Below are 18,086 nucleotides of genomic sequence, written 5' to 3'. Positions count from 1 at the left end.
AAAAGTCAAGTCCTTCTTAATCGGACGAGACAATTATACAGACAGATTCTTATTTTCGTTTCTTGCTTCTGATGAGCAAGACGAAGAAGGCGATAAGACCAAAAATATTAAAGAAAAGGATGCCCAAGGCCGCAAGAAGTTTTTTTGTTTTACTCATCAGTTTTCCTCATTTCTGGATTGCTTTGTATTATCATATCAAAATTTTCAATGTTTGAATAGGCTTCATTAGAAAAATTAGCTATAGCTTCAAACTATATTCTTATCAATAAAAAAGGATTATCTAAAAGAGCTATAAAGAATTGCAGCAGCACACTTTGATTGATATAATAATGCAAAAGTAAATAAGAGTTTTTGCTAGAGGTGTGGGTGCGTAATCAACATCTTCCCAAAGCAAGACTGACTAGATTGGAGAAGGCTATGACAGATTTATTAAAAATTTATCAGGAACTACAGGAGAAAAAATGGGTCAACTTGTCCCATCAGATCAAGGAAGATAGTCCGCATTTTCCAGCTCTGCCTGCCTTGGAGAAGAAGGATATTTTCACTTTGAAAGACGGTTTTCATGTTCAGCAGTTTTCTGTAGTTGGCCAATACGGGACTCATATTGATGCTCCGATTCACTTTGTAGAGGGTGGTCGCTGGTTGGAAGAGATTGAACTAAAAGATCTTTTCCTGCCTTTGGTGGTTATTGATAAGTCTAAGGAAGTAGCAGAGAATCCAGACTTTATACTGGGCAAGCAGGATATTTTAGATTTTGAAGCGGAGCACGGGCAGATTGAGCCAGGAACGTTTGTTGCTTTTCGTTCAGACTGGTCCAAGCGTTGGCCAAGTCAATCAGCTATGCGCAATCTGGATGATCAGGAGATTCAGCATACTCCTGGGTGGGGACGGGATGCTCTAGAGTTCCTTATCCATGAGCGTGGTGTCAAGGCGGTAGGTCACGAAACTTTTGATACAGATGCGGGTATTCCTACAGCGGAGCATGGGCTGCTCAATGAATACTATCTTTTGGAGCAGGACATTTATCAGCTAGAAGTTATGACTAATCTGGATCAGCTGCCGGCTAAGGGTGCTCTTATCTCAATTAGCTTCCCCAACTGGCATCAAGCCAGCGGTTCACCAGTTAGGGTTGTAGCTATTTTACCATAAAGAAAAAGGAGCCTGAGATTTCATTTCAGGCTCCTTTTCGCATATAATAACTAATAAAAAGATCGCTTTTTATAATCTTTGGAATTTCTTGATGGATATTTTTTAATTACCTTTTTAAATAGTGATGTAGTAGTCTATGGTCTGAAAAAATCTGAATTTCTTCCATTAGACTGATATTTGAAAGGATTGTCAAATGAAGCTGAAATAGCTTTAATTACAATCTTACAAAAATGTAAGATTCGTCTGTAAAATGAAAGATTAGGTTATGGAACGATCATCATCTTTATTATAAAATGGTAGCAGAAGTCAAAAAGAGGCTGGAATACCAAACCTCTTCTGATTTTGAATTTTTTATCGCATGGTCACGAATTCTTCGGAACCTGTCGGGTGAATAGCAACTGTAGCATCAAAGTCAGCCTTGGTAGCGCCCATTTTGATAGCGACAGCGAAACCTTGAATCATCTCGTCTACTCCGTAGCCAATACCGTGCAGGCCAACGACCTTTTCATCCTCATCGGCAGTGATAAGCTTGAACTTGGCCTGTTGGCGGTGCTGGGTGACAGCTGAATACATGGATGTGAAGCTAGATGTGTAAACGTGGATATTTTCTGCTCCGTAAGTCTTGATAGCCTCTACCTCCGTCAGACCGACTGTCCCAATAGCGGGATGGGAGAAGACAACAGTTGGAATAGTCGAGTAGTCCATTTTAGCATTTGTTTTACCATTGAAAAGACGCTCAGACAGAGTTCGTCCAGCCTTGATAGCAACAGGAGTTAATTCTTTTTCACCTGTTACATCGCCAAGAGCATAGATACCTGGAACCACAGTGTTTTGGTACTCATCTACAGCGATGAAGCCACGTTCATTGAGAGTGACGCCAGCTGCTTCCAGATTGAGGTCTTGAACATTTGGCTTACGTCCGATTGCCCAGATGACATGCTGTGCTGTGTGACTGCTGCCATCTTCAAAGTAGAGTTTGAGCTGACCATCAGGAAGTTTTTCCAGCTTTTGTGGAATCTTATGGGTATGAAGCTGGAGTCCAGACTTTTCCATTTCTTGGAGCAGACCGTCAATCAGATAGCTGTCAAAGTTACGTAGTGGTCGATCCTTACGGACAAAAAGGTCTGTTTTAACTCCCAGAGCGTGGAGCACACCAGCTAGCTCAACAGCTATATAGCCTGCTCCAACAATGGCAACAGATTCAGGTAATTCTTCCCAAGCAAAGACATCGTCGGAATTCTCGCCGTAGCCTGCGCCAGGGATATTTGGAATAGCAGCATGGGCACCGGTTGCGATGACAATGTGCTTTGCGCGTATGAGCTCACCGTTGACTTGGACAGTGTTCGCATCCACAAAGCGGGCATGGCCTTCGATCAGCTCGACACCATTCCGCTTGAAGCTACCATCATAGGACGAACGTGCCCGGTCAATATAAGCTTCGCGATTTTTCCGAAGGGTAGCAAAATCAAAAGTTTGATTATCAGAAGTAAAGCCGTAGTCCGGTCCATAATGCTGGATAGCTTCAGCTATTTGAGCACCATACCACATAATCTTCTTTGGAACACAGCCGACATTGACACAGGTGCCACCTAGTTTCTTTTCTTCAATAACGGCAACCTTGGCACCGTATTCGCCGGCCCGATTCATGGTAGCAATTCCCCCGCTGCCACCGCCAATAGCAATCATATCAAATTCTTTCATCTTTTTAGAATCTCCTTCTATTATATGAGGTAATTGTACCTTTTTTAGCAGGTGAATGCAAAAATCTGCTACGGATTTAAGTGGAGTGACTATCTGAGATAAAATAGCAACCATTTGTGAGAAACTGTAAATTTTTTTAGAAGAATTATGATAGCCTTGTGATATAATATAACAAAAGAAAATCGTTTTCATCAAGAGGAGGAAAAAAGATGAAAAAGTTAAAGAAATGGCAATTATTTAGCATTATTGGAGCTACGATTGCAGTTGTTGCAGGAGCAGTTCTCTTCATGTTTCTAAATGGAGGGAATCCTTCTGAGGCACCGGTCGATACGACTCCGCTGATTCAGAAAGCCAAGGAAGGCTCAGTGGCTTCTTCAGTCTTACTGACAGGCAATGTTACAGCCAGCAATGAGCAGTATATCTACTATGACAGCACTAAGGGTGACTTGGAAAATGTACTGGTCAATGTCGGTGACCAAGTGACTGCTGGTCAAGCATTGGTTACTTATAAAAGTGCAGAGGCTCAGGCTGCTTATGATGCAGCTGCTCGGGCGGTTAGCAAAGCCGATCGTCAATTGCATGACTTGCAAACCAATGGTGTGACTGTAAATACAACTGGTGATGAAGAAGCAGATGGGGCGTCTGAAGCTCAGGCTCAGCGTTCTGTGGAGTCTCAGGCAGCTGACCTGCGCGATGCTCGAGCTGATGCAGTGGATAATATGAATAAAGCGCAAGCTACTCTCAATGCCTTAACAGTGACCAGCACTGCAGATGGTACGGTCGTAGAAGTCAACCGTGATGTTTCAAAATCAACAACAGGTGCCACTCAAACCTTGGTTCACATCGTTAGCAATGGAAATCTGCAGATTAAGGGTGAATTATCTGAATACAACCTGGCTAACTTGTCTGTCGGTCAAGAAGTGACCATTACATCAAAGGTTTACCCAGACAAGAAATGGACTGGTAAAATCAGCTACATTTCCAACTATCCGAAAGACGGCCAGCAGGCAGCAGCTCAACCGTCTGGAACAGGTGGTAGCGGAACAGCTTCAGGTTCCAAATATCCATTTACAATTGACATTACCAGCGAGATTGGTGAACTCAAGCAAGGTTTCTCTGTCAACATTGAAGTTAAAAACAATACTCAGGGACTCATTGTGCCAGTCAGCAGTGTGGTAATGGACGGAGACAAGAACTATGTTTGGGTCCTGGAAAAAGGAGTTGCCAAGAAGACAGAAGTAACGCTCGGAAATGCTGATGCTGAAAATCAAGAAATCTCATCTGGTTTGACAAAGGATAGTAAAGTTATCATCAATCCGACAGATAGCTTGAAAGACGGTCAAGAGGTGAAATCTTATGAAGAAGCTAATTGAGTTAAAAAATATTAATAAGAGCTATCGCAATGGAGACCAGGAACTGCAGGTATTAAAAGACATCAGTCTGGAGGTTGAAGAGGGCGAGTTTGTTGCCATCATGGGACCGTCTGGATCTGGTAAGTCTACTCTGATGAATATCATTGGGATGCTGGATCGTCCGACCACTGGTGAATATCATCTAGGAAGCGAAGAAGTAGCTAAGCTAGGTGATAAGAAGCTGGCCAAGGTTCGAAATAAGCAAATCGGCTTTGTCTTCCAGCAGTTCTTTCTCTTGTCTAAGCTCAATGCCTTGCAAAATGTGGAGCTACCCTTGATCTATGCAGGTGTCGGTCTATCTAAGCGCAAGTCCTTAGCCGAGCAGTTTCTAACTAAGGTGGAGCTGGACACGCGGATGCATCATCTGCCTTCAGAGCTTTCCGGAGGACAGAAGCAGCGGGTAGCCATTGCGCGTGCTTTGGTCAATAATCCTTCGCTGATTCTGGCTGACGAACCGACGGGGGCCTTGGATACCAAGACTGGTGAGCAGATTATGGAGCTCTTAACTGAGCTCAATAGAGAAGGGAAAACCATTATCATGGTAACCCACGAGCCTGAGATTGCTGCCTATGCCAAACGGCAGATTGTCATTCGTGACGGCGTCATCTCATCTGATAGCGCTAAGGAAGGAGGACTAGCCTAATGCAAAACTGGAAATTTGCCATTAGCTCCATTCTTGGACATAAGATGCGGTCTTTCCTGACCATGATTGGGATTATTATCGGAGTGGCTTCGGTTGTGGTTATCATGGCCTTAGGAGATTCTATTACCCGGCGGGTCAATGAGAGTTTTACCAAAAGTCAGAAAAATATGCGTCTTGTCTTTTCTCCTAAAAAGAGCAAGGACGGCTCCTACACACAAACGGCTGATCTTTATTCAGTAAATGTAGAAGATGAAAGCGAAGAAGTGGTGGAACCACCCAAGGCCCAGGAAGCATGGGTTAAGGAATTGACCCATATCAAGGGAGTGGATGGTTATTATGTGACCAACTCTGCTATGGAAACCTTTAGCTACGAAAATAAGCAGGCTGAGCGCGTCAACTTTGTCGGTGCAAACATGACCTATATTCAGGTGAAAAAATACAAAATCATTGCTGGTCGTGCTTTGAGACAGCAAGACTATCAAGGCTTTGCCAGTGTTGTGCTGCTGGACGAAGATCTGGCTGCGACCCTCTTTTCTTCCGCTGAAGAAGCAATCAATAAGATTGTGACAGTGGGTGCCAGTAACTATCGGGTGATTGGGGTTTATAGAGATCCTGAAACTGCTGCTGCATCTGGCTCCATGCAGGTCTATGGTGGTAATGCCATTACGACGAATACTCTCATAGCTGCAAACTTTGGAGTAGATGAAATTTCAGAGATTGTTCTTCGAGTGAATGATACAAGCTTGGTTCCAGAACTTGGCCCTAAGGTTGCCAAGAAATTAACAGAAATTGCGGGACTCCAACAGGGAGAATATCAAGTGACAGACGATAGTGCCCTCTATCAGGAAGTACAAAATATTTATGGTGCTATGACGGGAGTTATCGGTGCCATCGCCGGAATCTCACTTTTTGTTGGTGGTATCGGCGTTATGAATATCATGTTGGTATCGGTCACTGAGCGGACTCGTGAAATCGGTCTGCGAAAAGCTCTGGGAGCAACACGTGGCAACATACTGATGCAATTTCTGATTGAGTCTATGATTTTGACACTGATTGGTGGTTTGATTGGACTGCTTCTAGCTGCAGGACTTGCGTCTGTACTAGGCTCGGCCATGAGTCAAATGCTGGAAGGAACACCAGTAACGGTATCTCTACCAGTCAGCATCGTCAGCCTTCTCTTCTCAGCAACCATCGGTGTTCTCTTCGGTATCCTGCCGGCCAACAAGGCCTCTAAACTGGATCCAATCGAAGCACTGAGATATGAATAATATAGTCAAAAGTCTGGGGAACCAGACTTTTTTGTGATGTAAAAATCCTGCTGGAATTCCAGCAGGATTTGTTTTCTTAATATCCTATAAAATACAGATTATTTCATCGTTGGGAAGAGCAGGACATCGCGAATGGTAGTCACGTCTGTTAGTAACATAACCAGCCGGTCGATACCGATTCCTAGACCTCCAGTTGGTGGCATACCGTATTCCAGAGCTTCGACAAAGTCATAGTCAATGCCAGTTGCTTCGTCATCCCCCAGTTCTTTGGCTTTTGCCTGTGCTTCAAAACGAGATAATTGATCGATTGGATCGTTCAACTCTGTGAAGGCGTTGGCATACTCTTTGGTCATGATGAAGAGCTCGAAACGGTCCGTGAAGCGTGGATCTTCTGGATTTTTCTTGGCCAGAGGTGACACTGCTACAGGGTGACCGTAGACAAAGGTTGGCTGAATCAAGGTTTCTTCCACAAATTCTTCAAAGAAAGCATTGATAACATGGCCAACTTCGGTGAAGTGCTTTTCAAGCGGAACTTTCTTTTCCTGAGCCAAGGCAGCAGCTTCTTCAAAGCTCATATCTTGCCAGAAGTCAACACCAGTAATTTCCTTGATGGCATCTACCATGTGAACGCGTTTAAATGGTTCGTTGATCTTGATTTCAGTTCCTTGGTAGTTGACTGGTCCATCTCCATTAACAGAGACGGCTGCATGTTGGATAATACCTTCAGTCAAGTCCATGATGTCTTGGAAATCTGCATAGGCTTGGTAAACCTCTATGGAAGTGAACTCTGGATTGTGAGTAGCATCCATTCCTTCGTTACGGAAGATACGGCCAATCTCATAAACTCGCTCCATACCGCCAACGATAAGACGTTTAAGGTGAAGCTCGGTTGCAATCCGCAGTACCATGTCAATATTTTGGGCATTGTGGTGGGTGATAAATGGACGAGCAGCAGCACCGCCTGCTTCGTTATGCAGAACAGGAGTTTCAACTTCAAGGAAACCTTGTCCATCCAAGTAACGACGGATTTCTGAGATGATTTTTGAACGAGTGACGAAGCGTTCAAAGCTTTCGCGGTTGGAAATCAAATCCAAATAACGTTTACGGTAGATAGTTTCGACATCTGTCAGACCGTGGAATTTTTCAGGCAGGGGACGCAGAGCCTTAGACAAATGAGTAAGGTGGGTCGCCTTGATAGAAAGCTCCCCCATATCCGTCCGCATAATCTCACCTTCGATACCGAGGAAATCTCCTAAGTCAGCCTTTTTGAAGATTTCATAATTTTCTTCACCAACAGCATCTTTACGCACATAAATCTGGATTTGGCCTTCACGGTCTTGGATGTGGGCAAAGCCAACCTTTCCTTTGCCGCGCTTGGTCATGAGACGGCCAGCGATAATAGCTGTTTCATTGAGTTCGTTTAATTCTTCTTTATCTTTATCGTTGTATTTTTCTTTTAGTTGAGCAGAGTTAGCAGTTCGCTCAAAGCGTTTGCCAAAAGGGTCAATTCCCTGCTCAGCCAGCGCAGCCATTTTTTCACGGCGGATAATCTGCTGGTCGTTTAATTCCTCGATATGTTCAGTAGTCATGTTTTTCCTCCAAAAGTTTTCCTACCTATTTTATCACAAAAGATAGGGAAATTCATCTATATTTGGCTATAAAGTAAGAAAAAAAGCTAGAAATCCAGCCTTAATTTTCTGCTTTTTCAACTAAATAATCCGTATTATTCCAAGAGATCAGCTCAAAATTCTCAAAGTCTTCTGTTTCAAGGATGGTGATGCTGGCGTTGGTCAGGCCACCATTCTTGCGCAGGAGAGGTGTGTCATAGCCCAGCATGGTCCGAATGCTGGCGGTTAAGTTAGCACCATGACCGACAATGAGCACTTGTTCATAGTCCTTGTCCTTTAAGGTCTTGATAAAGGAAATGGTCCGGTGGGTCGTATGGTAGACTGACTCAGCGTCAAAAAAAGTGTGATTAAATTGTGAAAGGTTGTGGCGGAAGGCAGTCATCTGGTGTGGATAGATGGCTTCTATGGTAGAGATTTTTGCGCCTTCCAGTTTTCCCAACTGCCATTCTCGCAGTTCAGGTACTGATACGATTTCAGTCGGAAACTGGCTTTCTTCTTGAATAATCTCAGCAGAGCGAACGGCGCGTGGGAGGTCGCTGCTGTAAATCTTGCCAAATTGTGTCTGAGCCAGATGTTTTCCTAGGGTATGCAGTTCTTCAACGGCGGTTGGCAGCAGTGGCGAATCACCGCCGGCTCCCTGAAAGCGGCCTTCCTGATTCCATTCCGTTCTTCCGTGTCGGACAAAGTATAATTTCATAGTGGTTGATTGTTTCTTTCTTATTAGAGTTTATTGAGATATTAGGTGCAGTATTGAAGAATTATGAGCTAGGATTTTCTTTGAGGTCTGCAAAGTTAGCTTGAACAAAATCGGCCAAATCTTGAGCCTTGATTTCGATACTGCGGCCGACTTCGCCGGCAGAAACGATAATACTATCTCGCTCTAGAGCTGACTGGTCGATATAGATTGGAAAGTTGTGCTTTTGCCGGATACCGACAGGATTATTGGCTCCGTGGACATAGCCCGTTGTCTTTTCCAAGTCTTTCTGAGGAATCATACTGACCTTTTTATTACCAGAAATCTTGGCCATTTTCTTTTCAGATAGATGCTCTGTGATTGGCAGGATACCGATTAGTGTGCCAGTCTTGTCTCCTGTCAAGGCCAAGGTTTTATAAATCTGCGAACGGTCCAAACCATCGACTGGCTGTTCAGCTAAGGCATTTAGCTGCAGGCCTTGATGTTCAATCTTAGCCTTGCTTAAAATTTGCTCGACCAGTGTTTTTTTGATTTTTGTTTTTTTAGCCATTAGTATATCTCTCTTCTAATTGCGACATCCAGAGTCCCAGCCAGGTTCCCAGACCGAAGAAAAAGGCTGCAAGGACAAGTGTCAATATAGAAACTCCATGATAGCTAATGCTTTCACTGTTTCCTGCTTGTGGCACTACAATGAGAAGTGTACTGGATAGGACGATACCAATGATAAAGTGATAGACACGAGAGTAGTAGTTTTTCAAAATATGATCCATCAGCTTAGAGAAGAGAATCAGTGCTAAGGCTCCTCCGATTCCGATAGGAAGAAAAGTTCCCAAGAGATCCAGTTTGCGAAAGCCATTCAGCATGGGGGCATAGAGCCCTAAAATTAAGAGAAGGTTGGACGGACTGAGTCCGGGAATTAAAATGCCCAGTGCAATCAAGGCTCCTGCTAGGACGAAAGAGAGAAAGTTGGCTGGCAAGGTGCCTACCATGCCATTTAAGGAATAAAGAAAGAGTCCAGAAAGGATGAGGCTGACCCAGAAAACGAGAATATCAACCCGATCACGCTCACTTTTAGCAACAGACTCTTTAATGAGGCTGGGAACAGTTCCAATAATGGCTCCCGCAAATCCCCAGAGGACAATCACTTTGTAGTTGTCTAGCAGCAGATTGACAGGATAGGAGAAGGCAGCAATTCCCAAAATCATTCCGATTCCAACTGGTATGAAATAGAGAACATTTTCGACGAAGTTTTCTTTTAAATGTGCTAAAAAATGAATCAGGCGCTCGTAAATACCTAAGATAGCTGCTAAAACACCGCCTGAAACTCCCGGCAAAATAAAGCCAAGTGCAATGACCATTCCTTTGAAAATTCTATTCAACCATGAAATCATTGTATTTTCCTTTTCTAATTTCATTTATCAAATCATTATATCATAAAATATAGGCTTTATTAAGAGGAAACGGATGGAAATTTCCTATTTTGTTACAATAAAAAACGACAGCAGTTTTTGAGATTTGAGCTGTCGTTCTGAACTATTGACTTTCTTTAGGAACCGTAAATAGCTTTTGATAAGTAGCTGTCTGGTCTTTCAAGGTTGACAGCTGGTTCAAATCAAGATAATGAGAGAAACCAGTCAGTTGACCTTGTGATGTGTACTGGTGCAAGTCGTAATCTTGCTCAGTATTTGGTGCGGCATTATAGTAGCCGTCGTCATTACCATAAGTCGGAATCCAAATTGCTGTGAACTTGTCAGTGGAGATACTGTGTTCCTCCATAAAATAGGTTCCAATATAAATCCCAATATTTTTAACACCAAGTGACTCTAGCTTGGCTCGGAAAGCCTCAACTCCCGCATTCATGTCAGACATGGTCTTTTCTTCGACATCCAGCCAATAATAGGTTGGATGGTACTTGGCAGAAGCCTTGTAGAAACTTTCAGCTTCTTTTTCCATTTCCTTTTTGCTATTGGCAGCCACATAGGCATAGACAGCAACAGGGATGTTTCGCTTTTGAAATTCTTTAATATGTCTTTCATAAGATTTGTCCAGACCATTCAGATGAGTTGCGGCGTTTTCTTTTTTTGCCTGTGCTCCACTATGAACACGGACAATTACTCCTGAAACATTCTGTGAGAGTAAGTCATAATTAATCTCACTTGGCAGCTGCCAGCCAGAAATGTCAATGATTGGTCTGGAAATAAACTCTTCATCCAAAGACGAGTTGTCAGATGTTTCCTCTTTTTTAGAGGAACTTGGAGTCTGTTTAGTTTGTGAAATTTTTGCCTCTGCTTGCTTTTCCTGAGAGTCAGTAATTTGCTTGCTTATCAAAATAATACTGATAAAACTAGCAAAGAAAATTAGGACTGCAAGCGGTTTAATCCTCTTTCTCATACTGGTTTATTTTAACTTAAAATAAATAAAAAAGCAAAAAATATCCCCTGTATTCGTCGAAAAATGAATAAAACGTAACATAATTGAAATATTATAACGTAAAATCAAGATATTTTTAAAGAGTTTAGCAAAGCTATGGAAGATAGGATTTCGATGCCTAAATAGTTTTGGTCTTGCGACAGATTATAGCTTTTGAATCAGTTCTTCTATCTTTTGAGGAGAGGTTTGTGGAGAGAAACGTTTGATGACTGTTCCATCTCGGCTGACCAGAAACTTTGTGAAATTCCACTTGATCTTCTCGCCCAGAAGACCACCCTTTTCTTTTTTGAGCCAGTCAAAGAGTGGAGCAGTATGAGGACCGTTGACATCAATCTTAGCAAATCGAGGAAAGGTCGTTCCGTAGTTAAGGTTGCAAAAGCTGTTGATTTCTGCAGCGTCTCCAGGAGCCTGCTGGCCAAACTGATTACAGGGGAAATCCAGGATTTCAAATCCGTCTTTCTGGTAGCGCTCATAGAGTCCCTGCAGTTCTTGATACTGAGGAGTGAAGCCGCAACCGGTCGCTGTATTGACAATCAGCAGAATCTTTCCTTTATAATCACTCATTTTTTGCAGACTTCCGTCTTGTTTTTGGATTTCGATATCATAAATGTCTGTCATGTTCTCCTCCTTTGCTTGCTTCATATCTTATCACAATTTTATGTAAAAGAGAGAAAGCAAGTCCTTATTATTCTAGTCTCTGCACTAATGCTTTTTTTTCAATCCAAAAGGTGGTATAATGAGAATTGAATTTTTAGAAGTTTAATGGTGAAATATGAAAATTGACAAGAAGCACTTGTTGAATTATTCCATCTTGATTCCCTATTTGATTTTATCTGTTTTGGGATTGATTGTGGTCTATTCAACGACGAGTCCTACCTCAATTCAGGCCGGAGGAAATGGTTTTGGCATGGTCTTGAATCAGGGGATTTTTTGGATAATAAGTCTCTTTATAATTGCGCTCCTATATAGAATCCGCTTGAGTTTCCTGAAAAAAGGAGGCATCCTGACTATGGTTATCTTTGCTGAGATTATCCTCTTGCTCTTATCTCGTTTTATAACAGGTACTATTAACGGTGCCCATGGTTGGCTCAAGCTTGGAGCTTTCAGTATTCAGCCTGCGGAGTATTTGAAGATTATTCTGGTCTGGTATCTAGCTTTTCGCTTCACAAAGAGGCAGGAGGAGATAAAGGTCTATGATTATCAAGCTCTGACTCACAACCACTGGTTTCCAAAAGCTTTTAACGACTGGCGGACCATGGTGGCTATTCTGATTGGGATTGTAGCGATTATGCCAGACCTTGGAAATGCGACTATTCTATTTTTGACCGTCGTAATAATGATAGCTGTCAGCGGGATTGGCTATCGATGGTTTTCTACGATGCTGGGAGCCATTGTCAGTGTTTCGGGATTGGTTTTAACTAGCATTTGGATAATTGGGGTTGAGCGCGTGGCCAAGATTCCAGTCTTTGGGTATGTGGCCAAGCGTTTCAGCGCTTTCTTCAATCCTTTCAAGGACCTGTCTGGCTCAGGCCACCAATTGGCTAATTCCTACTATGCTATGAGTAATGGCGGCTGGTTTGGTCTAGGCTTGGGGAACTCTATTGAGAAGCGCGGTTATTTGCCGGAAGCTCATACAGACTTTGTTTTTTCTATCGTGATAGAAGAGTTTGGTTTCTTTGGTGCCAGTCTGATTCTGGCCTTGCTCTTTTTCCTGATTCTGAGAATTATCTTGGTAGGGATTCGGGCAAAGAATCCATTTAACTCCATGATGGCTTTGGGAATTGGCGGTATGATACTCATGCAGACCTTCATCAATATCGGTGGAGTCTCAGGTCTTATTCCTTCTACAGGAGTAACCTTCCCCTTCCTATCGCAAGGAGGGAACAGTCTTCTGGTCTTGTCAGTAGCCATCGCCTTGGTACTTAATATTGATGCCAACGAGCGTCGTGATGCCCTCTATGAGCAGATGGAATTGGAGGCGCAAGACCAATCTGAGGAAGCTTAATCTCAGTTCGTGTGAACAGTTGTTGCAAAAATGAAAGGTGCAGATTATGTCATTTAACAAATTAGAAAGTTACAGCAATAAAGAAGTGATTCGAGAAGAAGTCACCATTTTAACAGACTTGCTTGCCGATGTTACTCGGAATCTTCTCAGCCCTGAGACTTTTGAAAAAATTTCCCTCATGGAGAAGCTGGCGGTTAACTCCAAATATCATGAGCTAAAAGCGATTGTAGAAGAACTGACGACGGATGAAATGGTTTATATTTCTCGTTATTTCTCTATTTTGCCGCTTTTGATTAATATCTCAGAAGACGTGGATTTAGCTTATGAAATTAACCATCAGAACAATATCGATCAGGATTATCTTGGAAAGCTATCAACAACCATTGACCTGATTTCAACGCGGGAAAATGCTCAGGAAATCTTGGAAAATCTGAATGTTGTGCCAGTACTGACTGCTCACCCGACGCAAGTTCAGCGCAAGACTATTCTGGACTTAACCAATCATATCCATAGTTTGCTGCGCCAGCATCGTGATGTTAAAGCGGGTCTGGTCAATGAGAAGAAGTGGCTAGGAAATCTCCGTCGCTATATTGAGCTCATGATGCAGACGGATATGATCCGTGAGAAAAAGCTGAAAGTGACCAATGAGATTACCAATGTCATGGAGTACTACAACAGCTCTTTCCTACAAGCGATCACTAACTTTATGGTCGAATACAGACGCTTGGCAGAAGAGCGGGGCATCAAGCTGGATAATCCAAAGCCTATTACCATGGGAATGTGGATTGGCGGTGACCGTGATGGCAATCCTTTTGTAACCGCAGAAACTCTGAAACTGTCAGCCACCCTCCAGAGTGAAGTCATCCTCAACTATTATATTGATAAGGTTTATACACTCTATCGCACCTTCTCGCTATCGACCAACCTCTCAGAAACTAGTCAGGCAGTAGCAGAAATGGCAGCTCTGTCTACAGACAAGTCTGTTTATCGGGAAAATGAGCCTTACCGCCGAGCTTTCCACTATATCCAGTCCAAGCTGATTCAAACCTTGCTTTACCTTAAAGAAGGCAATTTTTCAAATGATGGTCAGCGATTGACTGACCGAGCTGAGGAAAAATTGTCTGCGAAAGCCAACCTTTCTGTCAGCAATAAAGGAAGAGAAATCATCCCTAATTATATCCAGTCTCGTATCAGCGAGACCCTGACCGAGCTGAAGAAAGAAGAGACACCTTCTTACAAAACAGCTCAGGAATTCAAGGAAGACTTGCAGGTCATTTATGATTCTCTTATCGAACATCATGGGGAAGCCTTAGTAAGTGGGGACTTGACTGAACTTCTCCAAGCGGTTGATGTTTTTGGCTTCTTCTTGGCCAGCATTGATATGCGGCAGGATTCCAGCGTTCATGAGGCCTGTGTGGCTGAGCTCTTGGCTTCGGCTAATATTGTTCAGGATTATAGCAATCTGTCGGAAGAAGAAAAATGCCAGGTTCTCCTCAAACAGCTGCTAGAAGATCCTCGTATCCTGTCAGCTACTCATGAGCCTAAATCCGAACTCCTGCAAAAAGAACTGGAGATTTTCAAAACAGCCCGTCAGCTAAAAGATGCTATTGGTGAGGAAGTCATTAAGCAAAATATTATTTCTCACTCGACCAGTGTATCAGATTTACTTGAGTTGGCTATTATGCTCAAGGAAGTGGGACTGATTGATGAAAACGGGGCACGTGTCCAGATTGTTCCGCTCTTTGAGACCATTGAGGATTTGGACAATTCCTGCGATACCATGGAGAAATACCTGTCTCTGCCGATTGCTCAGAAGTGGATTGCCTCTAAGGATAATTACCAGGAAATTATGCTGGGCTATTCAGACAGTAATAAGGACGGTGGTTACCTGTCTTCTTGCTGGACTCTCTACAAGGCTCAGCAGCAGTTGACAGCCATCGGTGATAAGTTTGGCGTAAAAATTACCTTCTTCCATGGCCGGGGAGGTACAGTAGGACGTGGTGGAGGTCCAACTTATGAAGCCATCACTTCTCAGCCACTCCGCAGTATCAATGACCGGATCCGTCTCACTGAGCAGGGGGAAGTCATTGGTAATAAATATGGAAACAAAGACGCAGCCTACTATAATTTGGAAATGTTGGTGTCTGCAGCCATTAACCGCATGGTAACTCATAAGAAGAGCGATAGTCATACGTCTGATAAATATGAGCGAATCATGGACCAAGTAGTTAATCGCAGTTATCAGATTTACCGTGATTTGGTCTTTGGCGACGAGCGTTTTTACGATTATTTCTTCGAATCCAGCCCGATTAAAGCTATTTCTAGCTTTAATATTGGTTCACGTCCAGCAGCCCGTAAAACCATCACTGAAATCGGTGGTCTCCGAGCTATTCCATGGGTCTTCTCATGGTCTCAAAGTCGGGTTATGTTCCCAGGCTGGTATGGTGTCGGGTCGAGTTTCAAGGAATTCATTGATGAAGATCCAGAAAATAATCTAGCCTTCCTGCAATTTATGTATAAGAGATGGCCTTTCTTCAAGTCTCTCTTATCAAATGTAGACATGGTTTTGTCTAAGTCAAATATGAATATCGCTTTTGAGTACGCGCAGCTTTGTGAAGATCAGAATGTGCGAGATATTTTCAATATTATCTTGGATGAGTGGCAGCTGACTAAGGATGTCATTCTAGAGATTGAAGGGCACGATGAGCTCCTTGCAGAAAATACCTATCTGAGGGATAGCTTGCACTATCGTATGCCTTACTTTAATGTTTTGAACTATATCCAGCTAGAACTAATCAAGCGTCAGCGAAAAGGCCAGCTTACACCAGATCAAGAAAAGCTGATTCACATCACCATCAATGGTATTGCAACTGGTCTGCGAAACTCTGGCTAATATAAAGAAAAAAATCGGAATTGTTCCGGTTTTTTCTATTTTTGGAACCAAAGGGCTTCTTAATTCGATATACTTGTTACAATTCAACCGCTTTTCTTGGTATCAACCTTACTATAAATTAGACAAGGAATAATTCACAAAAAAATGCTAAAAGACTTGCATTTTCATTTAAATTTGATAAAATAGTAAGGAAAGTTAGACTGTATTGCCTACTGTCTATCTATAAAATATATTTTATTGGAGGCTTTTACTCAAATGGCAAAAGAAAAATACGATCGTAGTAAACCACACGTTAACATTGGTACTATCGGACACGTTGACCACGGTAAAACTACTTTGACAGCAGCTATCACAACTGTATTGGCACGTCGCTTGCCTTCAGCAGTTAACCAACCTAAAGACTATGCGTCTATCGATGCTGCTCCAGAAGAACGCGAACGCGGAATCACTATCAACACTGCGCACGTTGAGTATGAAACTGCTAAGCGTCACTACGCTCACATCGACGCTCCAGGACACGCGGACTACGTTAAAAACATGATCACTGGTGCCGCTCAAATGGACGGAGCAATCCTTGTAGTAGCTTCAACTGACGGACCAATGCCACAAACTCGTGAGCACATCTTGCTTTCACGTCAGGTTGGTGTTAAACACTTGATCGTCTTCATGAACAAAGTTGACTTGGTTGACGATGAAGAATTGCTTGAATTGGTTGAAATGGAAATCCGTGACCTCTTGTCAGAATACGACTTCCCAGGTGACGATCTTCCAGTTATCCAAGGTTCAGCTCTTAAAGCTCTTGAAGGTGACTCTAAATATGAAGACATCATCATGGAATTGATGGACACTGTTGATGAGTACATCCCAGAACCAGAACGCGATACTGACAAGCCATTGCTTCTTCCAGTCGAAGACGTATTCTCAATCACTGGTCGTGGTACAGTTGCTTCAGGACGTATCGACCGTGGTATCGTTAAAGTCAACGACGAAATCGAAATCGTTGGTATCAAAGAAGAAATCCAAAAAGCAGTTGTTACTGGTGTTGAAATGTTCCGTAAACAGCTTGACGAAGGTCTTGCAGGGGACAACGTAGGTGTGCTTCTCCGTGGTATCCAACGTGATGAAATCGAACGTGGACAAGTTATCGCTAAACCAGGTTCAATCAACCCACACACTAAATTCAAGGGTGAAGTTTATATCCTTACTAAAGAAGAAGGCGGACGTCACACTCCATTCTTCAACAACTACCGTCCACAGTTCTACTTCCGTACAACTGACGTTACAGGTTCAATCGAACTTCCAGCAGGTACTGAAATGGTAATGCCTGGTGATAACGTAACAATCGACGTTGAGTTGATCCACCCAATCGCCGTTGAACAAGGTACTACTTTCTCTATCCGTGAAGGTGGACGTACTGTTGGTTCAGGTATGGTTACAGAAATCGAAGCTTAATTCGATTCCGTTCCCAGATAACAATTATAGTCAGACACTAAACCCCGTGAAAACGGGGTTTTTAATTATTGCTTAGTAATATTTTTATTATTCATATTACTTATAAAAAAAACTTAATAAAATATGCAAAAATAGGTGATTACTTTAAAAAAATATGATATAATAAACCGATATCGTAACATACTGTAATATAAATGAAGTATTTAATTTGTTTGTAATTGTTTAAATGCTTATGGAGATGAAATGAGAAAATGACAGTAGGATATGATTCTAAATTAATAAAAGGAGGGATGATTTACAGGACACCTTTAACAAAAATTAAAAAACGTTTTAAAACGAATTATATTGGTCGATATAAATCGAAATTTTAATTCTCAATCTAATTCTTGTTAAGAAAGTACTGTATAGATTGAAAAAGATTTTGTTTTGAATATAGAGGTGCTAAAAAGTTTGTTTAATTATTTTGCATGTCTTTTATTATTGCCTTTTAACATAATAGTTTGATGGGAAATAATTTAATAGAAATAGTTTCAGTGAATTAAAACTATTAACTTAATATTAAATTCTAGGTAAAGATTTGCTTTGTAACTATAATAGGCTGTTTTTCTAGCTAAGTATTTTTTATATGAAGAGATAATCCTGTAAGAGAGGTTAGATTAGTCTATTTGCTATATATGAAAATGAGGTAGGAGGTAAAGATTAATAGTTTTAGACTATTAAGGACTTATGGAGATATGAGAGATTTTATAAAAAAAATTCTAGTTCTATTTACAATTTTGTTCATGTCCATTCCATCGGCTACTACGGGTTC

14 protein-coding genes are annotated in these 18,086 nt (G+C 42.1%); 7 read left to right on the top strand and 7 right to left on the bottom strand.

Going from position 1 to position 18,086, the window contains the following annotated elements; all coding sequences use genetic code 11:
* Nucleotides 1–417: 417 nt before the first annotated feature.
* The gene (locus AX677_RS00075; RefSeq protein ID WP_060975738.1) at nt 418–1,149 is read left to right on the top strand and encodes a cyclase family protein; all 732 of its coding nucleotides are present in this window, start codon (nt 418–420) and stop codon (nt 1,147–1,149) included.
* A 351-nt stretch (nt 1,150–1,500) separates the two neighbouring features.
* On the opposite strand, the gene gorA is transcribed toward AX677_RS00075, so the two are convergent.
* Nucleotides 1,501–2,850, bottom strand: a complete 1,350-nt coding sequence (gorA, locus tag AX677_RS00070) for a glutathione-disulfide reductase (protein WP_060975737.1) — start codon at nt 2,848–2,850, stop codon at nt 1,501–1,503.
* A gap of 209 nt (nt 2,851–3,059) precedes the next feature.
* Here gorA and AX677_RS00065 point away from each other — a divergent pair, with 209 nt between their 5' ends.
* From AX677_RS00065 to AX677_RS00055, 3 genes are read left to right on the top strand one after another with little or no spacing between them, the layout of a single operon-like run.
* Nucleotides 3,060–4,223, top strand: coding sequence for an efflux RND transporter periplasmic adaptor subunit (locus AX677_RS00065; protein WP_060975736.1), 1,164 nt, complete (start codon nt 3,060–3,062; stop codon nt 4,221–4,223).
* Nucleotides 4,207–4,905, top strand: coding sequence for an ABC transporter ATP-binding protein (locus tag AX677_RS00060; RefSeq protein ID WP_002897232.1), 699 nt, complete (start codon nt 4,207–4,209; stop codon nt 4,903–4,905). Before AX677_RS00065 ends, AX677_RS00060 begins: the two co-directional genes overlap by 17 nt.
* Entirely contained in the window at nt 4,905–6,173 is a 1,269-nt protein-coding gene (locus AX677_RS00055) for an ABC transporter permease (protein ID WP_002904941.1), read from the top strand. The genes AX677_RS00060 and AX677_RS00055 overlap by 1 nt, the downstream gene beginning before the upstream one ends.
* 98 nt (nt 6,174–6,271) lie before the next feature.
* On the opposite strand, the gene lysS is transcribed toward AX677_RS00055, so the two are convergent.
* The 6 genes from lysS to AX677_RS00025 form a co-directional block, all read right to left on the bottom strand.
* Nucleotides 6,272–7,762 (bottom strand): lysine--tRNA ligase, encoded by a 1,491-nt coding sequence (gene lysS / locus AX677_RS00050; RefSeq protein WP_002894992.1) that lies wholly within the window; start codon nt 7,760–7,762, stop codon nt 6,272–6,274.
* A gap of 100 nt (nt 7,763–7,862) precedes the next feature.
* Nucleotides 7,863–8,498, bottom strand: coding sequence for a histidine phosphatase family protein (locus tag AX677_RS00045; protein ID WP_060975735.1), 636 nt, complete (start codon nt 8,496–8,498; stop codon nt 7,863–7,865).
* A 61-nt stretch (nt 8,499–8,559) separates the two neighbouring features.
* Nucleotides 8,560–9,045: an aminoacyl-tRNA deacylase gene (locus AX677_RS00040; protein WP_060975734.1), complete on the bottom strand. Its 486-nt coding sequence runs from the start codon at nt 9,043–9,045 to the stop codon at nt 8,560–8,562.
* Complete coding sequence (locus AX677_RS00035) at nt 9,038–9,886, bottom strand: DUF368 domain-containing protein (protein ID WP_060975733.1); 849 nt, start codon at nt 9,884–9,886, stop codon at nt 9,038–9,040. The genes AX677_RS00040 and AX677_RS00035 overlap by 8 nt, the downstream gene beginning before the upstream one ends.
* 142 nt (nt 9,887–10,028) lie before the next feature.
* Nucleotides 10,029–10,886 carry a glycoside hydrolase family 25 protein gene (locus AX677_RS00030; protein ID WP_060975732.1) on the bottom strand — a complete coding sequence of 286 codons (858 nt, stop codon included), beginning with the start codon at nt 10,884–10,886 and terminating at the stop codon, nt 10,029–10,031.
* Between the two features lie 183 nt (nt 10,887–11,069).
* A complete protein-coding gene (locus AX677_RS00025) occupies nt 11,070–11,543 on the bottom strand; it encodes a glutathione peroxidase (RefSeq protein WP_032907622.1) in 474 nt (157 codons plus the stop codon).
* Between the two features lie 154 nt (nt 11,544–11,697).
* On the opposite strand from AX677_RS00025, the gene AX677_RS00020 reads away from it, so the two are divergent.
* The 3 genes from AX677_RS00020 (at nt 11,698) to tuf (ending at nt 17,275) form a co-directional block, all read left to right on the top strand.
* The gene (locus AX677_RS00020; RefSeq protein ID WP_060975731.1) at nt 11,698–12,930 is read left to right on the top strand and encodes a cell division peptidoglycan polymerase FtsW; all 1,233 of its coding nucleotides are present in this window, start codon (nt 11,698–11,700) and stop codon (nt 12,928–12,930) included.
* A 46-nt stretch (nt 12,931–12,976) separates the two neighbouring features.
* Complete coding sequence (gene ppc, locus AX677_RS00015; RefSeq protein WP_060975730.1) at nt 12,977–15,823, top strand: phosphoenolpyruvate carboxylase; 2,847 nt, start codon at nt 12,977–12,979, stop codon at nt 15,821–15,823.
* 255 nt (nt 15,824–16,078) lie between these two features.
* On the top strand, nt 16,079–17,275 hold the full coding sequence (tuf, locus tag AX677_RS00010; RefSeq protein ID WP_002895003.1) for an elongation factor Tu: 1,197 nt from the start codon (nt 16,079–16,081) through the stop codon (nt 17,273–17,275).
* Nucleotides 17,276–18,086 lie beyond the last annotated feature (811 nt).

The organism is Streptococcus sp. CCH8-C6, from assembly GCF_001557225.1.
GTDB lineage: Bacteria > Bacillota > Bacilli > Lactobacillales > Streptococcaceae > Streptococcus > Streptococcus sanguinis_C.
This window is presented reverse-complemented; position numbering and strand designations above follow the sequence as displayed.

What these genes read in the sequence shown, in the direction of transcription:
- AX677_RS00075 (WP_060975738.1), top strand. Translation starts at nt 418, where the DNA reads ATGACAGATTTATTAAAAATTTATCAGGAACTACAGGAGAAAAAATGG.
- gorA (WP_060975737.1), bottom strand. Translation starts at nt 2,850, where the DNA reads ATGAAAGAATTTGATATGATTGCTATTGGCGGTGGCAGCGGGGGAATT.
- AX677_RS00065 (WP_060975736.1), top strand. Translation starts at nt 3,060, where the DNA reads ATGAAAAAGTTAAAGAAATGGCAATTATTTAGCATTATTGGAGCTACG.
- AX677_RS00060 (WP_002897232.1), top strand. Translation starts at nt 4,207, where the DNA reads ATGAAGAAGCTAATTGAGTTAAAAAATATTAATAAGAGCTATCGCAAT.
- AX677_RS00055 (WP_002904941.1), top strand. Translation starts at nt 4,905, where the DNA reads ATGCAAAACTGGAAATTTGCCATTAGCTCCATTCTTGGACATAAGATG.
- lysS (WP_002894992.1), bottom strand. Translation starts at nt 7,762, where the DNA reads ATGACTACTGAACATATCGAGGAATTAAACGACCAGCAGATTATCCGC.
- AX677_RS00045 (WP_060975735.1), bottom strand. Translation starts at nt 8,498, where the DNA reads ATGAAATTATACTTTGTCCGACACGGAAGAACGGAATGGAATCAGGAA.
- AX677_RS00040 (WP_060975734.1), bottom strand. Translation starts at nt 9,045, where the DNA reads ATGGCTAAAAAAACAAAAATCAAAAAAACACTGGTCGAGCAAATTTTA.
- AX677_RS00035 (WP_060975733.1), bottom strand. Translation starts at nt 9,886, where the DNA reads ATGATTTCATGGTTGAATAGAATTTTCAAAGGAATGGTCATTGCACTT.
- AX677_RS00030 (WP_060975732.1), bottom strand. Translation starts at nt 10,886, where the DNA reads ATGAGAAAGAGGATTAAACCGCTTGCAGTCCTAATTTTCTTTGCTAGT.
- AX677_RS00025 (WP_032907622.1), bottom strand. Translation starts at nt 11,543, where the DNA reads ATGACAGACATTTATGATATCGAAATCCAAAAACAAGACGGAAGTCTG.
- AX677_RS00020 (WP_060975731.1), top strand. Translation starts at nt 11,698, where the DNA reads ATGAAAATTGACAAGAAGCACTTGTTGAATTATTCCATCTTGATTCCC.
- ppc (WP_060975730.1), top strand. Translation starts at nt 12,977, where the DNA reads ATGTCATTTAACAAATTAGAAAGTTACAGCAATAAAGAAGTGATTCGA.
- tuf (WP_002895003.1), top strand. Translation starts at nt 16,079, where the DNA reads ATGGCAAAAGAAAAATACGATCGTAGTAAACCACACGTTAACATTGGT.